This window comes from Agrobacterium sp. LEGMi-208b (genome assembly GCF_059511785.1).
Genome location: NZ_CM183445.1, coordinates 1,565,001 through 1,579,343 on the forward strand (window position 1 = coordinate 1,565,001; position 14,343 = coordinate 1,579,343).

16 protein-coding genes (1 of these 16 cut by a window edge) are annotated in these 14,343 nt (G+C 59.3%); 11 read left to right on the forward strand and 5 right to left on the reverse strand.

Annotated features, from left to right (window positions below; genetic code table 11):
• From hrpB to AC5YUO_RS07770, 3 genes are all read left to right on the forward strand, one after another.
• A protein-coding gene (gene hrpB, locus AC5YUO_RS07760; RefSeq protein ID WP_496152890.1) for an ATP-dependent helicase HrpB crosses the window boundary here: on the forward strand, window positions 1-680 show its 3' portion. 1,807 nt of this gene lie to the left of the window's left edge; 680 of the gene's 2,487 nt are visible here — the last part of the coding sequence; its start codon lies beyond the left edge, outside the window; its stop codon occupies window positions 678-680.
• A 29-nt stretch (window positions 681-709) separates the two neighbouring features.
• On the forward strand, window positions 710-2,017 hold the full coding sequence (gene actS, locus AC5YUO_RS07765; protein WP_496154826.1) for a two-component system sensor histidine kinase ActS: 1,308 nt from the start codon (window positions 710-712) through the stop codon (window positions 2,015-2,017).
• 73 nt (window positions 2,018-2,090) lie between these two features.
• Window positions 2,091-2,678, forward strand: a complete 588-nt coding sequence (locus AC5YUO_RS07770) for an ActR/PrrA/RegA family redox response regulator transcription factor (RefSeq protein WP_149741945.1) — start codon at window positions 2,091-2,093, stop codon at window positions 2,676-2,678.
• Window positions 2,679-2,684: 6 nt separating this feature from the next.
• On the opposite strand, the gene AC5YUO_RS07775 is transcribed toward AC5YUO_RS07770, so the two are convergent.
• On the reverse strand, window positions 2,685-3,170 hold the full coding sequence (locus AC5YUO_RS07775) for an MmcB family DNA repair protein (RefSeq protein ID WP_004444350.1): 486 nt from the start codon (window positions 3,168-3,170) through the stop codon (window positions 2,685-2,687).
• 183 nt (window positions 3,171-3,353) lie between these two features.
• Between AC5YUO_RS07775 and AC5YUO_RS07780 the strand changes: the two genes are divergently transcribed.
• Window positions 3,354-4,067, forward strand: a complete 714-nt coding sequence (locus AC5YUO_RS07780) for a L,D-transpeptidase (RefSeq protein ID WP_269347083.1) — start codon at window positions 3,354-3,356, stop codon at window positions 4,065-4,067.
• A 79-nt stretch (window positions 4,068-4,146) separates the two neighbouring features.
• Here the strand turns inward: AC5YUO_RS07780 and AC5YUO_RS07785 are convergent, their stop codons facing one another.
• From AC5YUO_RS07785 to hslV, 4 genes are all read right to left on the reverse strand, one after another.
• Window positions 4,147-6,315, reverse strand: coding sequence for a malate synthase G (locus tag AC5YUO_RS07785; RefSeq protein ID WP_496152891.1), 2,169 nt, complete (start codon window positions 6,313-6,315; stop codon window positions 4,147-4,149).
• A gap of 120 nt (window positions 6,316-6,435) precedes the next feature.
• Entirely contained in the window at window positions 6,436-7,398 is a 963-nt protein-coding gene (locus tag AC5YUO_RS07790; RefSeq protein WP_496152892.1) for a DUF1402 family protein, read from the reverse strand.
• Window positions 7,399-7,593: 195 nt separating this feature from the next.
• Window positions 7,594-8,901 (reverse strand): ATP-dependent protease ATPase subunit HslU, encoded by a 1,308-nt coding sequence (gene hslU / locus AC5YUO_RS07795; protein WP_262516248.1) that lies wholly within the window; start codon window positions 8,899-8,901, stop codon window positions 7,594-7,596.
• A gap of 74 nt (window positions 8,902-8,975) precedes the next feature.
• Window positions 8,976-9,500, reverse strand: a complete 525-nt coding sequence (gene hslV, locus AC5YUO_RS07800; RefSeq protein ID WP_003521197.1) for an ATP-dependent protease subunit HslV — start codon at window positions 9,498-9,500, stop codon at window positions 8,976-8,978.
• A gap of 200 nt (window positions 9,501-9,700) precedes the next feature.
• On the opposite strand from hslV, the gene hisB reads away from it, so the two are divergent.
• From hisB to coaA, 7 genes are read left to right on the forward strand one after another with little or no spacing between them, the layout of a single operon-like run.
• The gene (hisB, locus tag AC5YUO_RS07805) at window positions 9,701-10,297 is read left to right on the forward strand and encodes an imidazoleglycerol-phosphate dehydratase HisB (protein ID WP_496152893.1); all 597 of its coding nucleotides are present in this window, start codon (window positions 9,701-9,703) and stop codon (window positions 10,295-10,297) included.
• A 22-nt stretch (window positions 10,298-10,319) separates the two neighbouring features.
• Entirely contained in the window at window positions 10,320-10,814 is a 495-nt protein-coding gene (locus tag AC5YUO_RS07810; RefSeq protein WP_496152894.1) for a DUF2628 domain-containing protein, read from the forward strand.
• Between the two features lies 1 nt (window position 10,815).
• Window positions 10,816-11,466, forward strand: coding sequence for an imidazole glycerol phosphate synthase subunit HisH (gene hisH / locus AC5YUO_RS07815; RefSeq protein ID WP_496152895.1), 651 nt, complete (start codon window positions 10,816-10,818; stop codon window positions 11,464-11,466).
• 1 nt (window position 11,467) lies between these two features.
• Complete coding sequence (gene hisA, locus AC5YUO_RS07820; RefSeq protein ID WP_496152896.1) at window positions 11,468-12,211, forward strand: 1-(5-phosphoribosyl)-5-[(5-phosphoribosylamino)methylideneamino]imidazole-4-carboxamide isomerase; 744 nt, start codon at window positions 11,468-11,470, stop codon at window positions 12,209-12,211.
• Complete coding sequence (gene hisF, locus AC5YUO_RS07825) at window positions 12,208-12,984, forward strand: imidazole glycerol phosphate synthase subunit HisF (RefSeq protein WP_496152897.1); 777 nt, start codon at window positions 12,208-12,210, stop codon at window positions 12,982-12,984. The genes hisA and hisF overlap by 4 nt, the downstream gene beginning before the upstream one ends.
• 15 nt (window positions 12,985-12,999) lie before the next feature.
• Complete coding sequence (locus AC5YUO_RS07830) at window positions 13,000-13,323, forward strand: phosphoribosyl-ATP diphosphatase (RefSeq protein ID WP_496152898.1); 324 nt, start codon at window positions 13,000-13,002, stop codon at window positions 13,321-13,323.
• Window positions 13,320-14,321, forward strand: a complete 1,002-nt coding sequence (gene coaA / locus AC5YUO_RS07835) for a type I pantothenate kinase (protein ID WP_496152899.1) — start codon at window positions 13,320-13,322, stop codon at window positions 14,319-14,321. Before AC5YUO_RS07830 ends, coaA begins: the two co-directional genes overlap by 4 nt.
• The last annotated feature ends 22 nt before the right edge of the window (window positions 14,322-14,343 follow it).

Consider the following 14,343-nt stretch of genomic DNA (forward strand, 5'->3'; position numbering starts at 1 on the left):
GCGCGCGAAAGGTGACACGCCTTGGCGCCATCATCCTCGATGAAACACCCCTGCCCAGACCCGAGGGTGAACAGGCGGCACAGGCGCTCGCCAATGGCGTTCGGGAATTCGGCATCGGCATTCTTCCTTTTTCGAAAGAGACGCTGCAGTTGCGCGACAGGATCGGTTTTCTGAATGCCAGCATCGGGGAGCCCTGGCCGGATGTCAGCGATGAGGCTTTGCTTTCGCGGCTGGACGAGTGGTTCGTTCCGTTCCAACACGGGGCGCGCAGCCTGCAGGATATCCGGCCCGGCAGCCTTTCCGAAGGGATCCTGTCTCTGGTGCCCCATGAGGTGGCGCGCGATCTCGCCAGGTTGGCGCCGACGCATTTCGAGGCACCGACAGGTCAGCGGCATCCCATCCGTTACGACGCCAGCGAACCAACGCTTTCCATTCGTGTGCAGGAGCTTTTTGGGCTGAGAGCCCACCCGTCCATCGCACAGGGGCGATTGCCGCTGCTCTTGGAATTGACCTCGCCGGCACACAGGCCGATACAGACGACACGCGATCTTCCCGGTTTCTGGGCGGGGTCCTGGAAGGATGTGCGGGCGGATATGCGCGGGCGTTATCCGCGCCATCCCTGGCCGGAGGACCCGGCATCGGCCTTGCCGACCAGCCGCGCTAAACCGCGCGGAACATGACGATGATGAACAGGGTAAAGGAGAAGACGGTGGCTGGCCATCCGATCGAAACCACGAGGCTTGGCCGTGCCAGCCGCAGGATAAGGTTACAAACCATTGTCTGGCTGCGCTGGCTGGCGGTTGCCGGACAGACGGCAACGATCCTGTTCGTCGCTTTCGGGTTGAATTTTCCCCTGCCGCTTCTCGCTTGCGGCCTTCTCATTGCAGCGCTGGCGCTTGCCAACCTGTTCCTCACCGCCCGTTTTCCCTCTACCTATCGTCTGGAACCCTGGGAAGCGACATTGCTGCTGGCCTTCGACCTGCTGCAACTGACAGCGCTGATCTATATTACCGGCGGTCTTTCCAATCCCTTCGCACCGCTGATCTGCGTGCAGGTCATCATCGCCTTCGCCTCGCAGCCGCTTCGGCATTCGCTCATCCTGCTCGGCTTTGCCGTCATCTGCTCGACGGCGATCGCCTTTTCGCCGTTTCCGGTTCCCTGGTATCCCGGCGAAGTGTTGCCGATCCAGCTTCTGCTGCATGTCGGAACCTGGGTGGCAATCATCGCCACGACCTCTTTCGCGGCCTTTTATGCCTATCGCGTTTCGCATGAGGCCAATCAGCTGGCCGATGCGCTGGCCGCAACCGAACTCGTGCTGGAGCGGGAAAAACATCTCTCGCAGCTGGACGGGCTGGCGGCCGCCGCGGCGCATGAACTGGGCACGCCGCTCGCCACCATCAGCGTCGTCGCCAAGGAAATGGAGAGGGAACTCGGAAACGACGAGAAGTTTGGCGAAGATATAGCATTGCTGCGCAGCCAGAGCGAAAGATGCCGCGATATTCTGCGCCGCCTCACCTCGCTTTCCGCCGACAATGAGGAGCACATGCGCCGCCTGCCCCTCTCTTCGCTGATTGAGGAGGTGATGGCACCGCACCGGGAATTCGGCATCCGCCTCGAGCTCGTCGATAAGAACAATCGCGTCGATGAGCCGGTCGGCATCCGCAACGCCGGTATCATCTATGGTCTCGGCAATCTCATTGAAAACGGTGTGGATTATGCGCGGGAAAAAGTCACCGTGACGGTGGATTACGATCAGCAGACCATCTCCGTCATCATTGAAGACGATGGGCCGGGTTACGCCCATGACGTGCTTGCCCGCATTGGCGAGCCCTATGTGACCGAACGTCACAACGACACACGGGCAGGCGGGCTCGGGCTTGGGCTTTTCATCGCCAAGACCCTGCTGGAGCGCTCCGGCGCCAGCGTCACCTTTGAAAATCGCGGCACAAGCGGAACCGGAGCACGGGTCACAATCGTCTGGCCTCGGGCGCTTATGGACGATAAAAGAAGCCGTTGACTTTACCATCCACGTTGAAGCGGCGATAAGAAGAAGAAAACCAAGCCGATGAAGTTGCCGGAAGGCCGGAAACATGAAGACAGAAGACCAGAACAACTCCACCAGCGCGCCAACGGACGACATCGACCCGATCGGACCCGACAGATCGCTGCTGATCGTTGATGATGACGGCCCGTTTCTGCGCCGGCTTGCCCGGGCGATGGAAACACGCGGCTTTACCGTCGATACCGCCGAAACGGTCAGCGACGGCATTGCCCGGTCCAGGGCTGCACCGCCGAAATATGCGGTTGTCGACCTGAGGCTTGCGGATGGCAACGGTCTGGAAGTCATCGAGGCCATCAGGCAGAACCGGGACGATACGCAGATTGTCGTTCTGACCGGTTATGGCAATATCGCCACCGCCGTTACTGCCGTGAAGCTTGGGGCGCTGGATTATCTCGCCAAACCCGCCGATGCGGACGATGTGTTCAATGCACTGACGCAGCGCAAGGGCGAAAAGACCGAAGTACCCGAAAACCCGATGTCGGCAGACCGGGTTCGGTGGGAACATATCCAGCGCGTTTATGAAATGTGCGAGCGCAACGTTTCGGAAACGGCACGCCGTCTCAACATGCATCGGCGAACGCTGCAGCGCATTCTCGCCAAACGCGCCCCGAAATAACGGAAATCATTCTCCGAAGCTGCGGCCGGTCGTCCATTCCGCCAGCATCAGCCGGGTCGCGGCGGTTCGCGAGAAATCCAGCATCACCGACTTGCGGGTCGCCGGCGGCAATTTATGCTCCGGCGCATCGCGCAGCATGTGGGCTCCGTAACCATCTGACAGGATGAGCCCGCATTCCTCCGGAAATATGTCGGTCGGCACCTCCGGATGGGTGGCGAAGAACAGCCGGTCGCAATGCAGCCGGTATTCCGGCCATTTGCGATCGACGCGGAAATCCTCGATTGAAGATTTGATTTCGATGATCCAGATCTCACCCTTGACCGACAGGCTGATGAGATCGGCCCGCCGCCCGCTTGCAAGCGGCAATTCGGGCAGCACCGAATGGCGCATCTCGTGCAGAAGCACCTGCACGCCGCGGCGCACCAGCATCGCCTTGTCCGACTGGCGACCATCTATTAACGGATTATTGTTGGTAACGGAAAGAATAGTCATGGATAAAGGCTGCTGAAGCGTTTGGCTTATTGTTGCAAAAAGGCAATCAACCGGCAATTTTAAATGCCCGACCGTTTCGCGGCGGCGCAACGGCTTGCCAAGAGCGGCTGAATGGAAAATAACCGATTTATCCAATTAAGCCTACTCTTTCGCACAATTTGGCGAATTTTCCGCGAGAACGACATGCGCATCCGTACCCCATTGACCGCACTCGGTCTGACGGCAGCACTGGCTCTGGCCGGCTGCGCCGAAACTACCTCCCAATCCTCCGCTCCGACCTCCGGCAAGATCGCGGCGTCAGTACCGGTTGCTGACCCCGTTCCGGCAAAAGTCGAAACGGTCCAGATCTTCAACGATGTCTACGGTCCCGTGACCGATGCGGGTTATGCGCTTCCGGCCATTCCGATCAACCGTGTCAACGAGAAGTACCGCCGCCAGATCGTCGAATTCCAGACGTCCGAACGCGCCGGAACCATCATCGTCAATACGCGCGAGCGTTATCTTTATTATATTCTCTCCGGCAACCGCGCTGTGCGTTACGGCATCGGCGTCGGCAAGGCTGGTTTCGCCTGGGCCGGTGAAGCCTATGTGGCCTGGAAGCAGGAATGGCCGATGTGGCATCCGCCGAAGGAAATGGCGGACCGCAAGCCGGAAGTTGCGAAATATGTCGAGGCCGGCATGGGCCCGGGCCTCAGCAACCCGCTCGGCGCACGCGCCATGTATCTCTTCAACGAAAAGGGACAGGACACACTGTTCCGCATCCACGGTTCGCCCGAATGGGCCTCGATCGGCACCGCCGCCTCTTCCGGCTGCATTCGCATGATCAACCAGGATGTGATCGATCTCTACAGCCGCGTCCGTCCCGGCCGCAGCACCAAGGTCGTCGTGATCCAGTAAGGGTTACACCAGATCAAGAAAAAGCCGCCGTGGAATTTCCCGGCGGCTTTTTTGTTTATGGAAAGGCTGGGCTGCGGCTTCAGGCCGCCTGCTTGGCTTTCAATTCCAGCCGGCGGCGGTGCAGAACCGGTTCGGTGTAGCCGTTCGGCTGCTCCCGACCTTTCAGCACGAGCTCGACGGCGGCCTGAAATGCGACCGATCCGTCGAAATCGGATGCCATCGGCAGATAGGCTGGATCATCGGCATTCTGTGTGTCCACCACGGCGGCCATGCGCTTCATGGTCTCGACGATCTGGGCCTCCGTCACAACGCCATGGCGCAGCCAGTTTGTCATGTGCTGCGCGGAAATGCGCAGCGTGGCGCGATCCTCCATCAGGCCGACATTGTTGATATCAGGCACCTTGGAGCAGCCGACACCCTGATCGACCCAGCGCACGACATAACCGAGAATGCCCTGGGCGTTATTATCAAGCTCGCGCTGGATTTCCTCCGGCGTCCAGTTAGGGCGCGGCGCGACCGGCACCGACAGGATATCGGAGAGCTTCGCACGGCCGCGGCTTTTCAATCCTTCCTGAACGGCCGCGACATCGACCTTGTGGTAATGCGTTGCGTGCAGCGTCGCCGCCGTCGGCGACGGCACCCAGGCGGTATTGGCGCCGGCCTTCGGATGCGCGATCTTCTGCTCCAGCATGGCCGCCATCAGATCCGGCATGGCCCACATGCCCTTGCCGATCTGGGCATGGCCGGAAAGGCCGCATTCGAGGCCGATATCGACATTCCAGTTTTCATAAGCCGCGATCCAGGCGGCCTGCTTCATGTCGCCCTTGCGGATCATCGGGCCCGCTTCCATCGAGGTGTGGATTTCGTCACCGGTGCGATCGAGGAAGCCGGTATTGATGAAGACGACGCGATCCTTCGCCGCGCGAATGCTTTCCTTGAGGTTGACCGTGGTGCGACGCTCCTCATCCATGATGCCCATCTTCATGGTGTTCGGCGCCATGCCAACGAGGTTTTCGACGCGGGAGAATATCTCGTTGGCGAAAGCGACCTCTTCCGGCCCGTGCATCTTCGGTTTGACCACATACATGGAGCCGGCGCGGGAATTCTGGCGTCGCCCGGAGGGGCCGACATCGTAAAGGGCGATCAACGCCGTGACGACGGCATCCATGATACCTTCCGGTACCTCGCGGCCATCGCGGTCGAGGATCGCCGGATTGGTCATGAGATGACCGACATTGCGCACCAGCATCAGGGAACGGCCCGGCAGCGTGAGTGCGGAACCATTGGGAGCGGTATAATAACGATCCGGGTTGAGGCGGCGGGTGAAGGTCTTGCCGCCCTTGGAGACGGCTTCCGTCAGATCGCCGCGCATCAGGCCAAGCCAGTTGCCATAGACCAGCACCTTGTCTTCGGCATCGACGGCAGCGACCGAATCCTCGCAATCCATGATGGTCGTCAGTGCCGATTCGAGAATGACGTCGGAAATGCCCGCTCTGTCGCTCTTGCCGATTTCGGTCGAGGGATCGATGACGATTTCAGTGTGCAAACCATTCTTGCCGAGCAGGATCGTGGCGGGCTTTGCCGCTTCACCGCTGAAACCCTTGAATTGGGCCGCATCCTTGAGACCGGTCGTGGCATCACCGATGAAAAGCTGCAAAAGACCGTCAACGATCTCGAAGCCTGTGACGTCGGACCAGCTTCCGGTCTCGAGCGGTGCGGATTCATCAAGGAAATTGCGAGCCCAGGCGATGACCTTGTCACCGCGCTTCGGATTGTAGCCCCTGCCCTTTTCCGCGCCGTCGGCATCGGAAATGGCATCCGTGCCGTAAAGTGCGTCATAAAGCGAACCCCAGCGGGCGTTGGCGGCATTCAGCGCATAACGCGCGTTCATGACGGGAACAACGAGCTGCGGACCGGCGACGACGGCAATTTCAGGGTCGACATTGCTGGTTTCCACCTTGAAGGCGGGACCTTCCGGCAGCAGATAACCGATCTCCTTCAGGAAGGCCTCATAGGCGTCGAAATCCGAGGGCGCACCATTCTGCTGGTACCAGCCATCGATTTTTTCCTGCAGCGCATCGCGCTTGGCAAGCAGCTCACGGTTCTTCGGGGAAAGCTCATGGACGATGGCCGAGAAACCCTCAAAGAAGGTCTCACTATCAAGACCGGTGCCCGGCAGCACCTCGTCCGTCAAAAAGGCATACAGCCTGTCGTCGATGGAAAGACCGAATTTATCCGTGCGGCTCACATGCGCCTCCTTATATTCTGAAGGCACAGATTGGACGCTGAGACGGTCGCTCGTCAATTGCGGCAGGCAGCCAAATATTATTTCCGTTTTGGAAACAATGCGGCCGATAGTCGTCTTTTTCTACAAAAGCGCCTGCAGATCCCTGATGCGGTCATTCACCAGCCAGCCGTAATAATTTTCTTCCGGCAACAGGGGTTGCTCGCCTGCGGTGCGCTGGCGGTTCTTCTGGGCAAGGGCCGCCGCACGCTGCTGCGAACCGCCTACATTATAGAGTGTGGAAGTGACGCCCGGATTTTTCGAAATATCCATGTCGGCGATCGACCGGTAATCATCGATCGACTTGCGGATGGAGGCCGCCATGAAGGCAAGCGAACGATCCGGGTCCATGATCGCGGTATAAACGGCACCCGCATCGTTCTCATCCAGCTTCTCGTAGCCGGAGGTTCTCGACACCATGTCGGACAACATCAGCGCCGTCAGCGGGTTGATCTGACCGAGACCAAAGGTCTGCCCGGCATAAAAAGGCTGGAAGAAGACGGCGCTGAAGCGGTTGTTCGGATAGGCCACACCATCGACGGTCTTGCCGCGGAAACTGTCTTCCCAGACGTCTTCACGGCAGTTCCAGAGGCTGTAGGAATCCTTCTTCGACTGGCATTTGGCAAATTGCGAGTGGGTCAGAAACTGCGCGATGGTTTCGTCCTTGTAGCCGAAACGGAAGCTGTTGCCGGCATAGGAGGCCGCCTTGACGTAATAGGATTGCAGCCGGTCATAGGCATCGACATTATAGGTGTGCTCGCCGACGATCGCGCCGATCATGTGGATCGGATCGATACCATACCGCCCGGCCGTCGACTTTATCTTGGCGATCAACGCCTTGTCGGACGACAAAAGGTCGATGACCTTCTGGTATTTGCGCTCGAAGGAGGTGTTGGATGCCTTGGTTCTTTTTGCGGAGGCGCCGGGAACGCCCGGCTGTTCGGCATTGCGATTGCCCGGTGGAACAACCGTCGCGGCCTCGACATAAGAAGACGAAACGGCGGAAACCGCCAGAGCCACGGCAAATGCCAGAAGAGTTTTGCGCACGAGCGACTGCCTTTTCTCGAGCCGGCCATTACCGGCATGACAAGCGGGAAAACCGGATCATTCCACGAAAGCGGTTCCAACCGGAATGCAGCCCTTCCCATAAACAAAATGCGGGCTGAATGCGAGATGAGGCAGATAAAATAAAAGAGTGCGGCAAATATGACCGCACTCTTCTTTTGTCGATCTCCGAAATTCTCAGAGAATATAGCGGGACAGATCCGTATCGGCGGCGAGATCGCCAACATGTTTGCGGACATATTCCTGATCGATCTTGACGGCCGAGCCGCCGCGATCGGGTGCGTTGAAGGAGATCTCGTCGAGAACGCGCTCCATCACGGTCTGCAGGCGGCGCGCACCGATATTTTCGACCGACGAGTTGAGATGAACGGCCACATCGGCCAGCGCATCGATGGCATCATCGGTGAAATCGAGGTCCAGTTCTTCCGTCGCCATCAGCGCCTTGTACTGGCGGATGAGGCTTGCTTCCGTCTCCGTCAGGATACGGCGGAAATCCTCCTTGGTCAGCGGCTTCAGCTCGACGCGGATCGGCAGACGGCCCTGAAGCTCCGGCAGGAGATCCGAAGGCTTCGCCACATGGAAAGCGCCCGATGCGATGAAGAGGACGTGGTCGGTCTTCACCGGTCCGTACTTCGTCGAAACAGTTGTGCCTTCAACCAGCGGCAAGAGATCGCGCTGTACGCCTTCGCGCGAGACGCCGGCGCCCATGCCACCGTCGCGGGCGGCGATCTTGTCGATCTCGTCAAGAAAGACGATACCGTCATTTTCGACCGACTTCACCGCCTCGCGCTGGATCATGTCGTTGTCGAGCAACTTGTCGGATTCGTCTCGGATGAGATCGGCATAGGATTTCGACACCGTGGTCCGCACTTTCTTGGTGCGCCCACCCATGGCCTTGCCGAACATTTCCGACAGGTTCAGAACGCCGATATTGGCGCCCGGCATGCCGGGAATTTCGAAACCGGGCATGCCCGAGCCGCTATCGGCCACTTCGATATCGATTTCCTTGTCGTCGAGCTCACCATCTCGCAGCTTCTTGCGGAAGCTTTCACGCGTGCCAGGCGACGCGGTTGCGCCAACCAGCGCATCGAGCACCCGCTCTTCTGCGCTCTGATGCGCCTTCGCCTGCACTTCGGCACGCTTCTTTTCGCGCACGAGGCCGATGCCGATCTCGACCAGATCGCGGATGATCTGCTCGACATCGCGACCGACATAACCGACTTCGGTGAATTTTGTCGCTTCCACCTTGATGAAGGGCGCGCCTGCCAGCTTGGCGAGGCGGCGGGAAATCTCCGTCTTGCCGACACCGGTCGGCCCGATCATCAGGATATTCTTGGGCATGACTTCATCGCGCAGGCTCTCATCGAGCTGCTGGCGGCGCCAGCGGTTACGCAGCGCAATCGCGACCGCACGCTTGGCCTCATGCTGACCGATGATAAAACGGTCGAGTTCCGAGACGATTTCCCGGGGAGAAAAAGTGGTCATTCTATCCTCTCGGCTTTCCTGTTCCGGCCGGCCATTCCGGCCCGGCCCGCAGGACCCATTGGTGAGAAATATGCTTATTCGGCGTCGAGCGTTTCGACGACGAGATTGTGGTTGGTATAAACGCAGATATCGGCGGCAATATCGAGCGACTGGCGCGCTACCTCTTCGGCCGACTTGTCCGTGTCCATCATGGCGCGAGCGGCAGCAAAGGCATAATTGCCGCCGGAGCCAATGGCGATCGCGCCGTGTTCCGGTTCCAGCACATCACCATTGCCGGTGATGGCAAGCGTGGTCGATTTATCGGCCACCAGCATCATCGCTTCGAGATTGCGCAGATATTTATCCGTGCGCCAGTCCTTCGCGAGTTCCACGGCGGCACGCATGAGCTGGCCGGGATATTGCTCAAGCTTCTTTTCGAGACGGTCGAGCAGCGTGAAGGCATCCGCCGTCGCACCGGCAAAACCGGCAATCACCTCACCTTTGCCGATGCGGCGAACCTTGCGGGCATTGCCTTTCATCACGGTCTGGCCAAGGCTTACCTGCCCGTCGCCAGCCATGACGACCTTGCCGCCCTTCCTGACTGTAATAATTGTTGTCATCAAACACCTGTCTGCCCTGACGGGCCTGGGGTTAACGGGCCGGGATGCGGCCCTCTGCGGTTCTATGTAAGTTTGCTTTTCACGATTGCAATCTTCGGCGCGGCAGGCCGTTTTCGACTTGTCATGCAAGACGATGGAACAACTGGATATTTGTGTCCCGTGCTGATAAGGAACGGCAACATTTTCACGGAGCGGCCAAAATGGCAGAACGTAAAGGCGAGATTATCCGCAAGACCAACGAAACCTCGGTTTCGGTGCGCGTGGATATCGACGGCACCGGCAAATCGAAAATTTCCACCGGCGTGGGATTTTTCGACCATATGCTGGACCAGCTCAGCCGCCATTCGCTGATCGACATGGACATCGAGGTTCAGGGCGACCTGCATATCGATGACCACCACACCGTGGAAGATACCGGCATCGCCATAGGCCAGGCCATTGCCAAGGCGCTCGGCGACCGGCGTGGCATTACCCGTTACGCCTCGCTTGATCTCGCAATGGACGAGACGATGACCAAGGCTGCCGTCGATATTTCCGGCCGGCCGTTCCTTGTGTGGAACGTCAATTTTTCCGCGCCGAAGATCGGGGCTTTCGATACCGAACTGGTGCGCGAGTTCTTTCAGGCGCTGGCCCAGAATGCCGGTATCACGCTGCATATCCTGAACCATTACGGCGCCAACAACCATCATATCGCCGAAACATGCTTCAAGGCCGTTGCCCGCGTTCTTCGCACGGCAACCGAGATCGACCCCCGGCAGGCAGGCCGCGTTCCCTCCACGAAGGGCATGCTGGCCTGACGCCAAAGCTGTCAGGAAGCCCATGACAAGCTATCTCGTTCTGGAAGCCCCCAACGGGCCGGACAGGGACCACAAGACGACCCGTTTCATCGCAGACCGTTTCGTCTGGCTGGCTCTCATTGCGCCCTGGTTATGGCTCGCCGTCAACCGGCTGTGGCTGGCGACGGCTCTCGTCGTCATCGCCACGCTTCTCGCCGGGCAAATCTCGATGTTAGCCGGATTCGAACCCGTCGGCATTCTCTGCGGTTTCGCCATCGGGCTTATCACGGCGCTGGAGGGACGCGATTTTCTCGTTCGGCACCTGATCCGCAAAGGCTGGACGCTGACGTCAGTCGTTTCCGCCCCTGATCTTTCGAGTGCGGAAAACATATATTTCTCCAGCCTCTCCGAAAATGCCGGCACGGCGGAACAGCTGTCCCAGCCGGTCTGGACCCCCTCGCCGCAAAAGAGCGGTGACAAAAACTTCGCCAACGATCCCGCCGGATCGTTTCTTTTCGACTTGAATGGAAGGCGCTGACATGCGTGTCGCGATCATCGACTACGGTTCGGGCAATCTGCGTTCGGCCACCAAGGCTTTCGAGCGTGCCGCCCGCGAGGCCGGCATCAACGCAACCATCGACCTGACCGACAAGCCGGATCACGTCGCTTCGGCGGATCGCATCGTCCTGCCGGGCGTCGGCGCCTATGCGGATTGCCGCGCGGGTCTCAATGCCGTGCCCGGCATGCATGAAGCGCTCATCGAAGCTGTCGAGAAAAAAGCCCATCCCTTCCTCGGCATCTGCGTCGGCATGCAGCTGATGTCATCGCGCGGACTGGAAAAGACGGTCAGCACCGGGCTCGGCTGGATCGAAGGTGACGTCGTGGAAATGACGCCGTCCGACGCCAGCCTCAAGATCCCGCAGATCGGCTGGAACACGCTGGAAATCCGCCACGTCCACCCGCTGTTCGACGGCATCAAGACCGGCGCGGATGGGCTGCATGCTTATTTCGTGCATTCCTATCATCTGGCGGCCAAGCACTCGACGGATGTCATCGCCACCACCAATTATGGTGGCGCGATGACGGCTTTCGTCGGCCGCGACAATATGGCGGGCGCGCAGTTCCACCCGGAAAAAAGCCAGACGCTCGGCCTCGCCCTGATTTCCAATTTCCTGCGCTGGAAGCCCTGACATGATTCTTTTTCCCGCAATCGATCTCAAGGACGGTGAGTGCGTTCGCCTGAAACTCGGCGATATGGACCAGGCCACCGTATACAACACCGACCCCGGCGCGCAGGCGAAGGCCTTCGAGGACCAGGGGTTTGAATGGCTGCATGTGGTCGATCTCAACGGTGCCTTTGCCGGAGAAACGGTCAATGGCGCGGCCGTCGATGCCATTCTCAAAGCCACGAAAAACCCGGTACAGCTGGGCGGTGGCATTCGCACGCTCGATCATATCGAGGCCTGGCTGAGCCGCGGGCTTGCCCGTGTCATTCTCGGCACCGTCGCGGTGCGCGATTCGGTTCTGGTCATCGAAGCCTGCAAGCGTTTCCCCGGCCAGGTCGCTGTCGGCATCGACGCCAAGGGCGGCAAGGTTGCTGTGGAAGGCTGGGCGGAAGCCTCCGAACTCGGCGTCATCGAACTCGCCAGGCGCTTTGAAGGTGCCGGCGTTGCCGCCATCATCTATACCGATATCGATCGTGACGGCATTCTGGCCGGCATCAACTGGGCCTCGACGCTGGAACTGGCCGAAGCCGTGTCGATCCCTGTCATCGCTTCCGGCGGCCTTGCCTCTATCGATGACATCAAGCGCATGCTCCAGCCAGATGCCGCAAAGCTCGAGGGTGCGATTTCGGGCCGCGCGCTTTATGACGGCCGCATCGACCCCGCCGAGGCGCTTGCCCTCATCAAGGCCGCGAAGGAGGTAAACGCATGACCCTCAAAGCCCGCATTATTCCCTGCCTCGATGTGAAAGACGGACGTGTCGTCAAGGGCGTGAACTTCGTCGACCTGATCGACGCCGGCGATCCCGTCGAGGCGGCAAAAGCCTATGATGCGGCGGGTGCGGATGAACTCTGCTTCCTCGACATCACTGCCTCCTCAGACAATCGCGATACGATCTTCGATGTCGTCTCGCGCACCGCTGACCACTGCTTCATGCCGGTGACGGTGGGTGGCGGGGTTCGCAGCGTCGCGGATATTCGTAAGCTGCTCCTCTGCGGCGCAGACAAGGTTTCAATCAATTCCGCAGCGGTCAAAGATCCGGATTTCGTTGCGCAGGCGGCCGACAAGTTCGGCAACCAGTGCATTGTCGTCTCCATCGATGCGAAACGAGTTTCGAAGGACGGGGAAGCTGGCCGCTGGGAAATCTTTACCCATGGTGGACGCCAGCCGACGGGCATCGATGCTGTGGAATTCGCCATCAAGATGGTTGAACGCGGCGCTGGCGAATTGCTCGTCACCTCGATGGACCGCGACGGCACCAAGAACGGTTACGATATCGGCCTGACGCGCAGCATTGCCGATCAGGTTCGCGTCCCCGTCATTGCGTCTGGCGGCGTCGGCACGCTGGACGATCTGGTAGCGGGTATTCGTGACGGCCACGCAACTGCAGTGCTTGCCGCTTCCATCTTCCACTTCGGCACCTATTCGATCGGGCAAGCCAAGAGCTACATGGCCGAGCATGGCATCGCCATGCGTCTCGACTGATTGCAGGAACTTCCCATGAGCGCATTTTCCCTCTCCGATCTGGAACGCATCGTCGCGACACGCGCCGCTGCCTCTCCCGATGAATCCTGGACGGCCAAGCTGGTTGCGGCGGGCCAGGAACGTGCAGCGAAAAAACTCGGCGAAGAGGCGGTGGAAACCGTCATCGCAGCCATCGCGAAAGACCGTGACGGGCTGAAGAACGAGGCCGCCGACCTGCTTTACCATCTGCTGGTGGTGCTGAGGATCGCCGATATTCCCTTGAGCGACGTTTTTGCCGAGCTGGAGCGCCGGACCGGGCAAACCGGCCTTGCGGAAAAGGCAGCGAGGCCTAACTCATGAAGGTCGAGGCAGGCAGCGGGGAGAGAGGCATGCCAAGCACACTCGATCATTTCCGACCGGACGAATATTCGCCCTACCACTTCTTCAGTTCGGAAGAATGGTCGAAATTTCGCGCCGATACGCCACTGACGCTTTCCGCCGACGAGGTCAAACGTCTGCGCTCGCTGGACGACCCGATCGATCTGGACGAAGTGCGGCGCATCTACCTGTCTCTGTCGCGTCTCCTGTCATCGCATGTGGAAGCGTCGCAGCTGCTGTTTGAACAACGCAACCGCTTTCTCAATATGGCCGATGTCAACAAGACGCCTTTCGTCATCGGCATTGCCGGCTCCGTGGCGGTTGGGAAATCGACGACGGCGCGTATCCTGAAAGAGCTTCTGGCGCGCTGGCCCTCCAGCCCCAAGGTCGATCTCATCACGACAGACGGCTTTCTTTACCCGAATGAGGTTCTACGGCGTGAAAACCTTATGGAGCGCAAAGGCTTTCCGGAAAGCTACGATATCGGTGCGCTCTTACGTTTCCTGTCCGCTATCAAGGCGGGCCAACCGAATGTTAAAGCGCCGCGCTATTCGCATCTGACCTATGACGTCCTACCCAACGAATTCACGGTCATCGACCAGCCGGATATTCTGATCTTCGAAGGCATCAACGTGCTGCAATCGCGTGATCTGCCGGCGGGCGGGCGGATCGTTCCGATCGTTTCCGACTTCTTCGATTTCTCTATCTATATCGACGCCGATGAGGGCCTCATTCACAACTGGTATGTGAACCGGTTCATGAATCTGAGAAAAACCGCCTTCCGCGATCCCAACTCATTCTTCAACCGTTATGCCTCGATCAGTGAAGAAGCGGCGCTCAGCATTGCCGAAGGCCTCTGGCAGAACATCAACCTGAAGAACCTGCGCCAGAACATCGTGCCGACGCGCCCACGCGCCGATCTTATCCTGCGCAAGGGCAAAAACCACCTGATCGACACGGTAGCGCTTCGCAAGTTGTAAAAGATGCCGCGTAAGGCGGCAT

What these genes read in the sequence shown, in the direction of transcription:
- AC5YUO_RS07775 (WP_004444350.1), bottom strand. Translation starts at nt 3,170, where the DNA reads ATGACTATTCTTTCCGTTACCAACAATAATCCGTTAATAGATGGTCGC.
- hisF (WP_496152897.1), top strand. Translation starts at nt 12,208, where the DNA reads ATGACCCTCAAAGCCCGCATTATTCCCTGCCTCGATGTGAAAGACGGA.
- hisA (WP_496152896.1), top strand. Translation starts at nt 11,468, where the DNA reads ATGATTCTTTTTCCCGCAATCGATCTCAAGGACGGTGAGTGCGTTCGC.
- AC5YUO_RS07780 (WP_269347083.1), top strand. Translation starts at nt 3,354, where the DNA reads ATGCGCATCCGTACCCCATTGACCGCACTCGGTCTGACGGCAGCACTG.
- hisH (WP_496152895.1), top strand. Translation starts at nt 10,816, where the DNA reads ATGCGTGTCGCGATCATCGACTACGGTTCGGGCAATCTGCGTTCGGCC.
- coaA (WP_496152899.1), top strand. Translation starts at nt 13,320, where the DNA reads ATGAAGGTCGAGGCAGGCAGCGGGGAGAGAGGCATGCCAAGCACACTC.
- hisB (WP_496152893.1), top strand. Translation starts at nt 9,701, where the DNA reads ATGGCAGAACGTAAAGGCGAGATTATCCGCAAGACCAACGAAACCTCG.
- AC5YUO_RS07810 (WP_496152894.1), top strand. Translation starts at nt 10,320, where the DNA reads ATGACAAGCTATCTCGTTCTGGAAGCCCCCAACGGGCCGGACAGGGAC.
- hslU (WP_262516248.1), bottom strand. Translation starts at nt 8,901, where the DNA reads ATGACCACTTTTTCTCCCCGGGAAATCGTCTCGGAACTCGACCGTTTT.
- hslV (WP_003521197.1), bottom strand. Translation starts at nt 9,500, where the DNA reads ATGACAACAATTATTACAGTCAGGAAGGGCGGCAAGGTCGTCATGGCT.
- AC5YUO_RS07830 (WP_496152898.1), top strand. Translation starts at nt 13,000, where the DNA reads ATGAGCGCATTTTCCCTCTCCGATCTGGAACGCATCGTCGCGACACGC.
- AC5YUO_RS07770 (WP_149741945.1), top strand. Translation starts at nt 2,091, where the DNA reads ATGAAGACAGAAGACCAGAACAACTCCACCAGCGCGCCAACGGACGAC.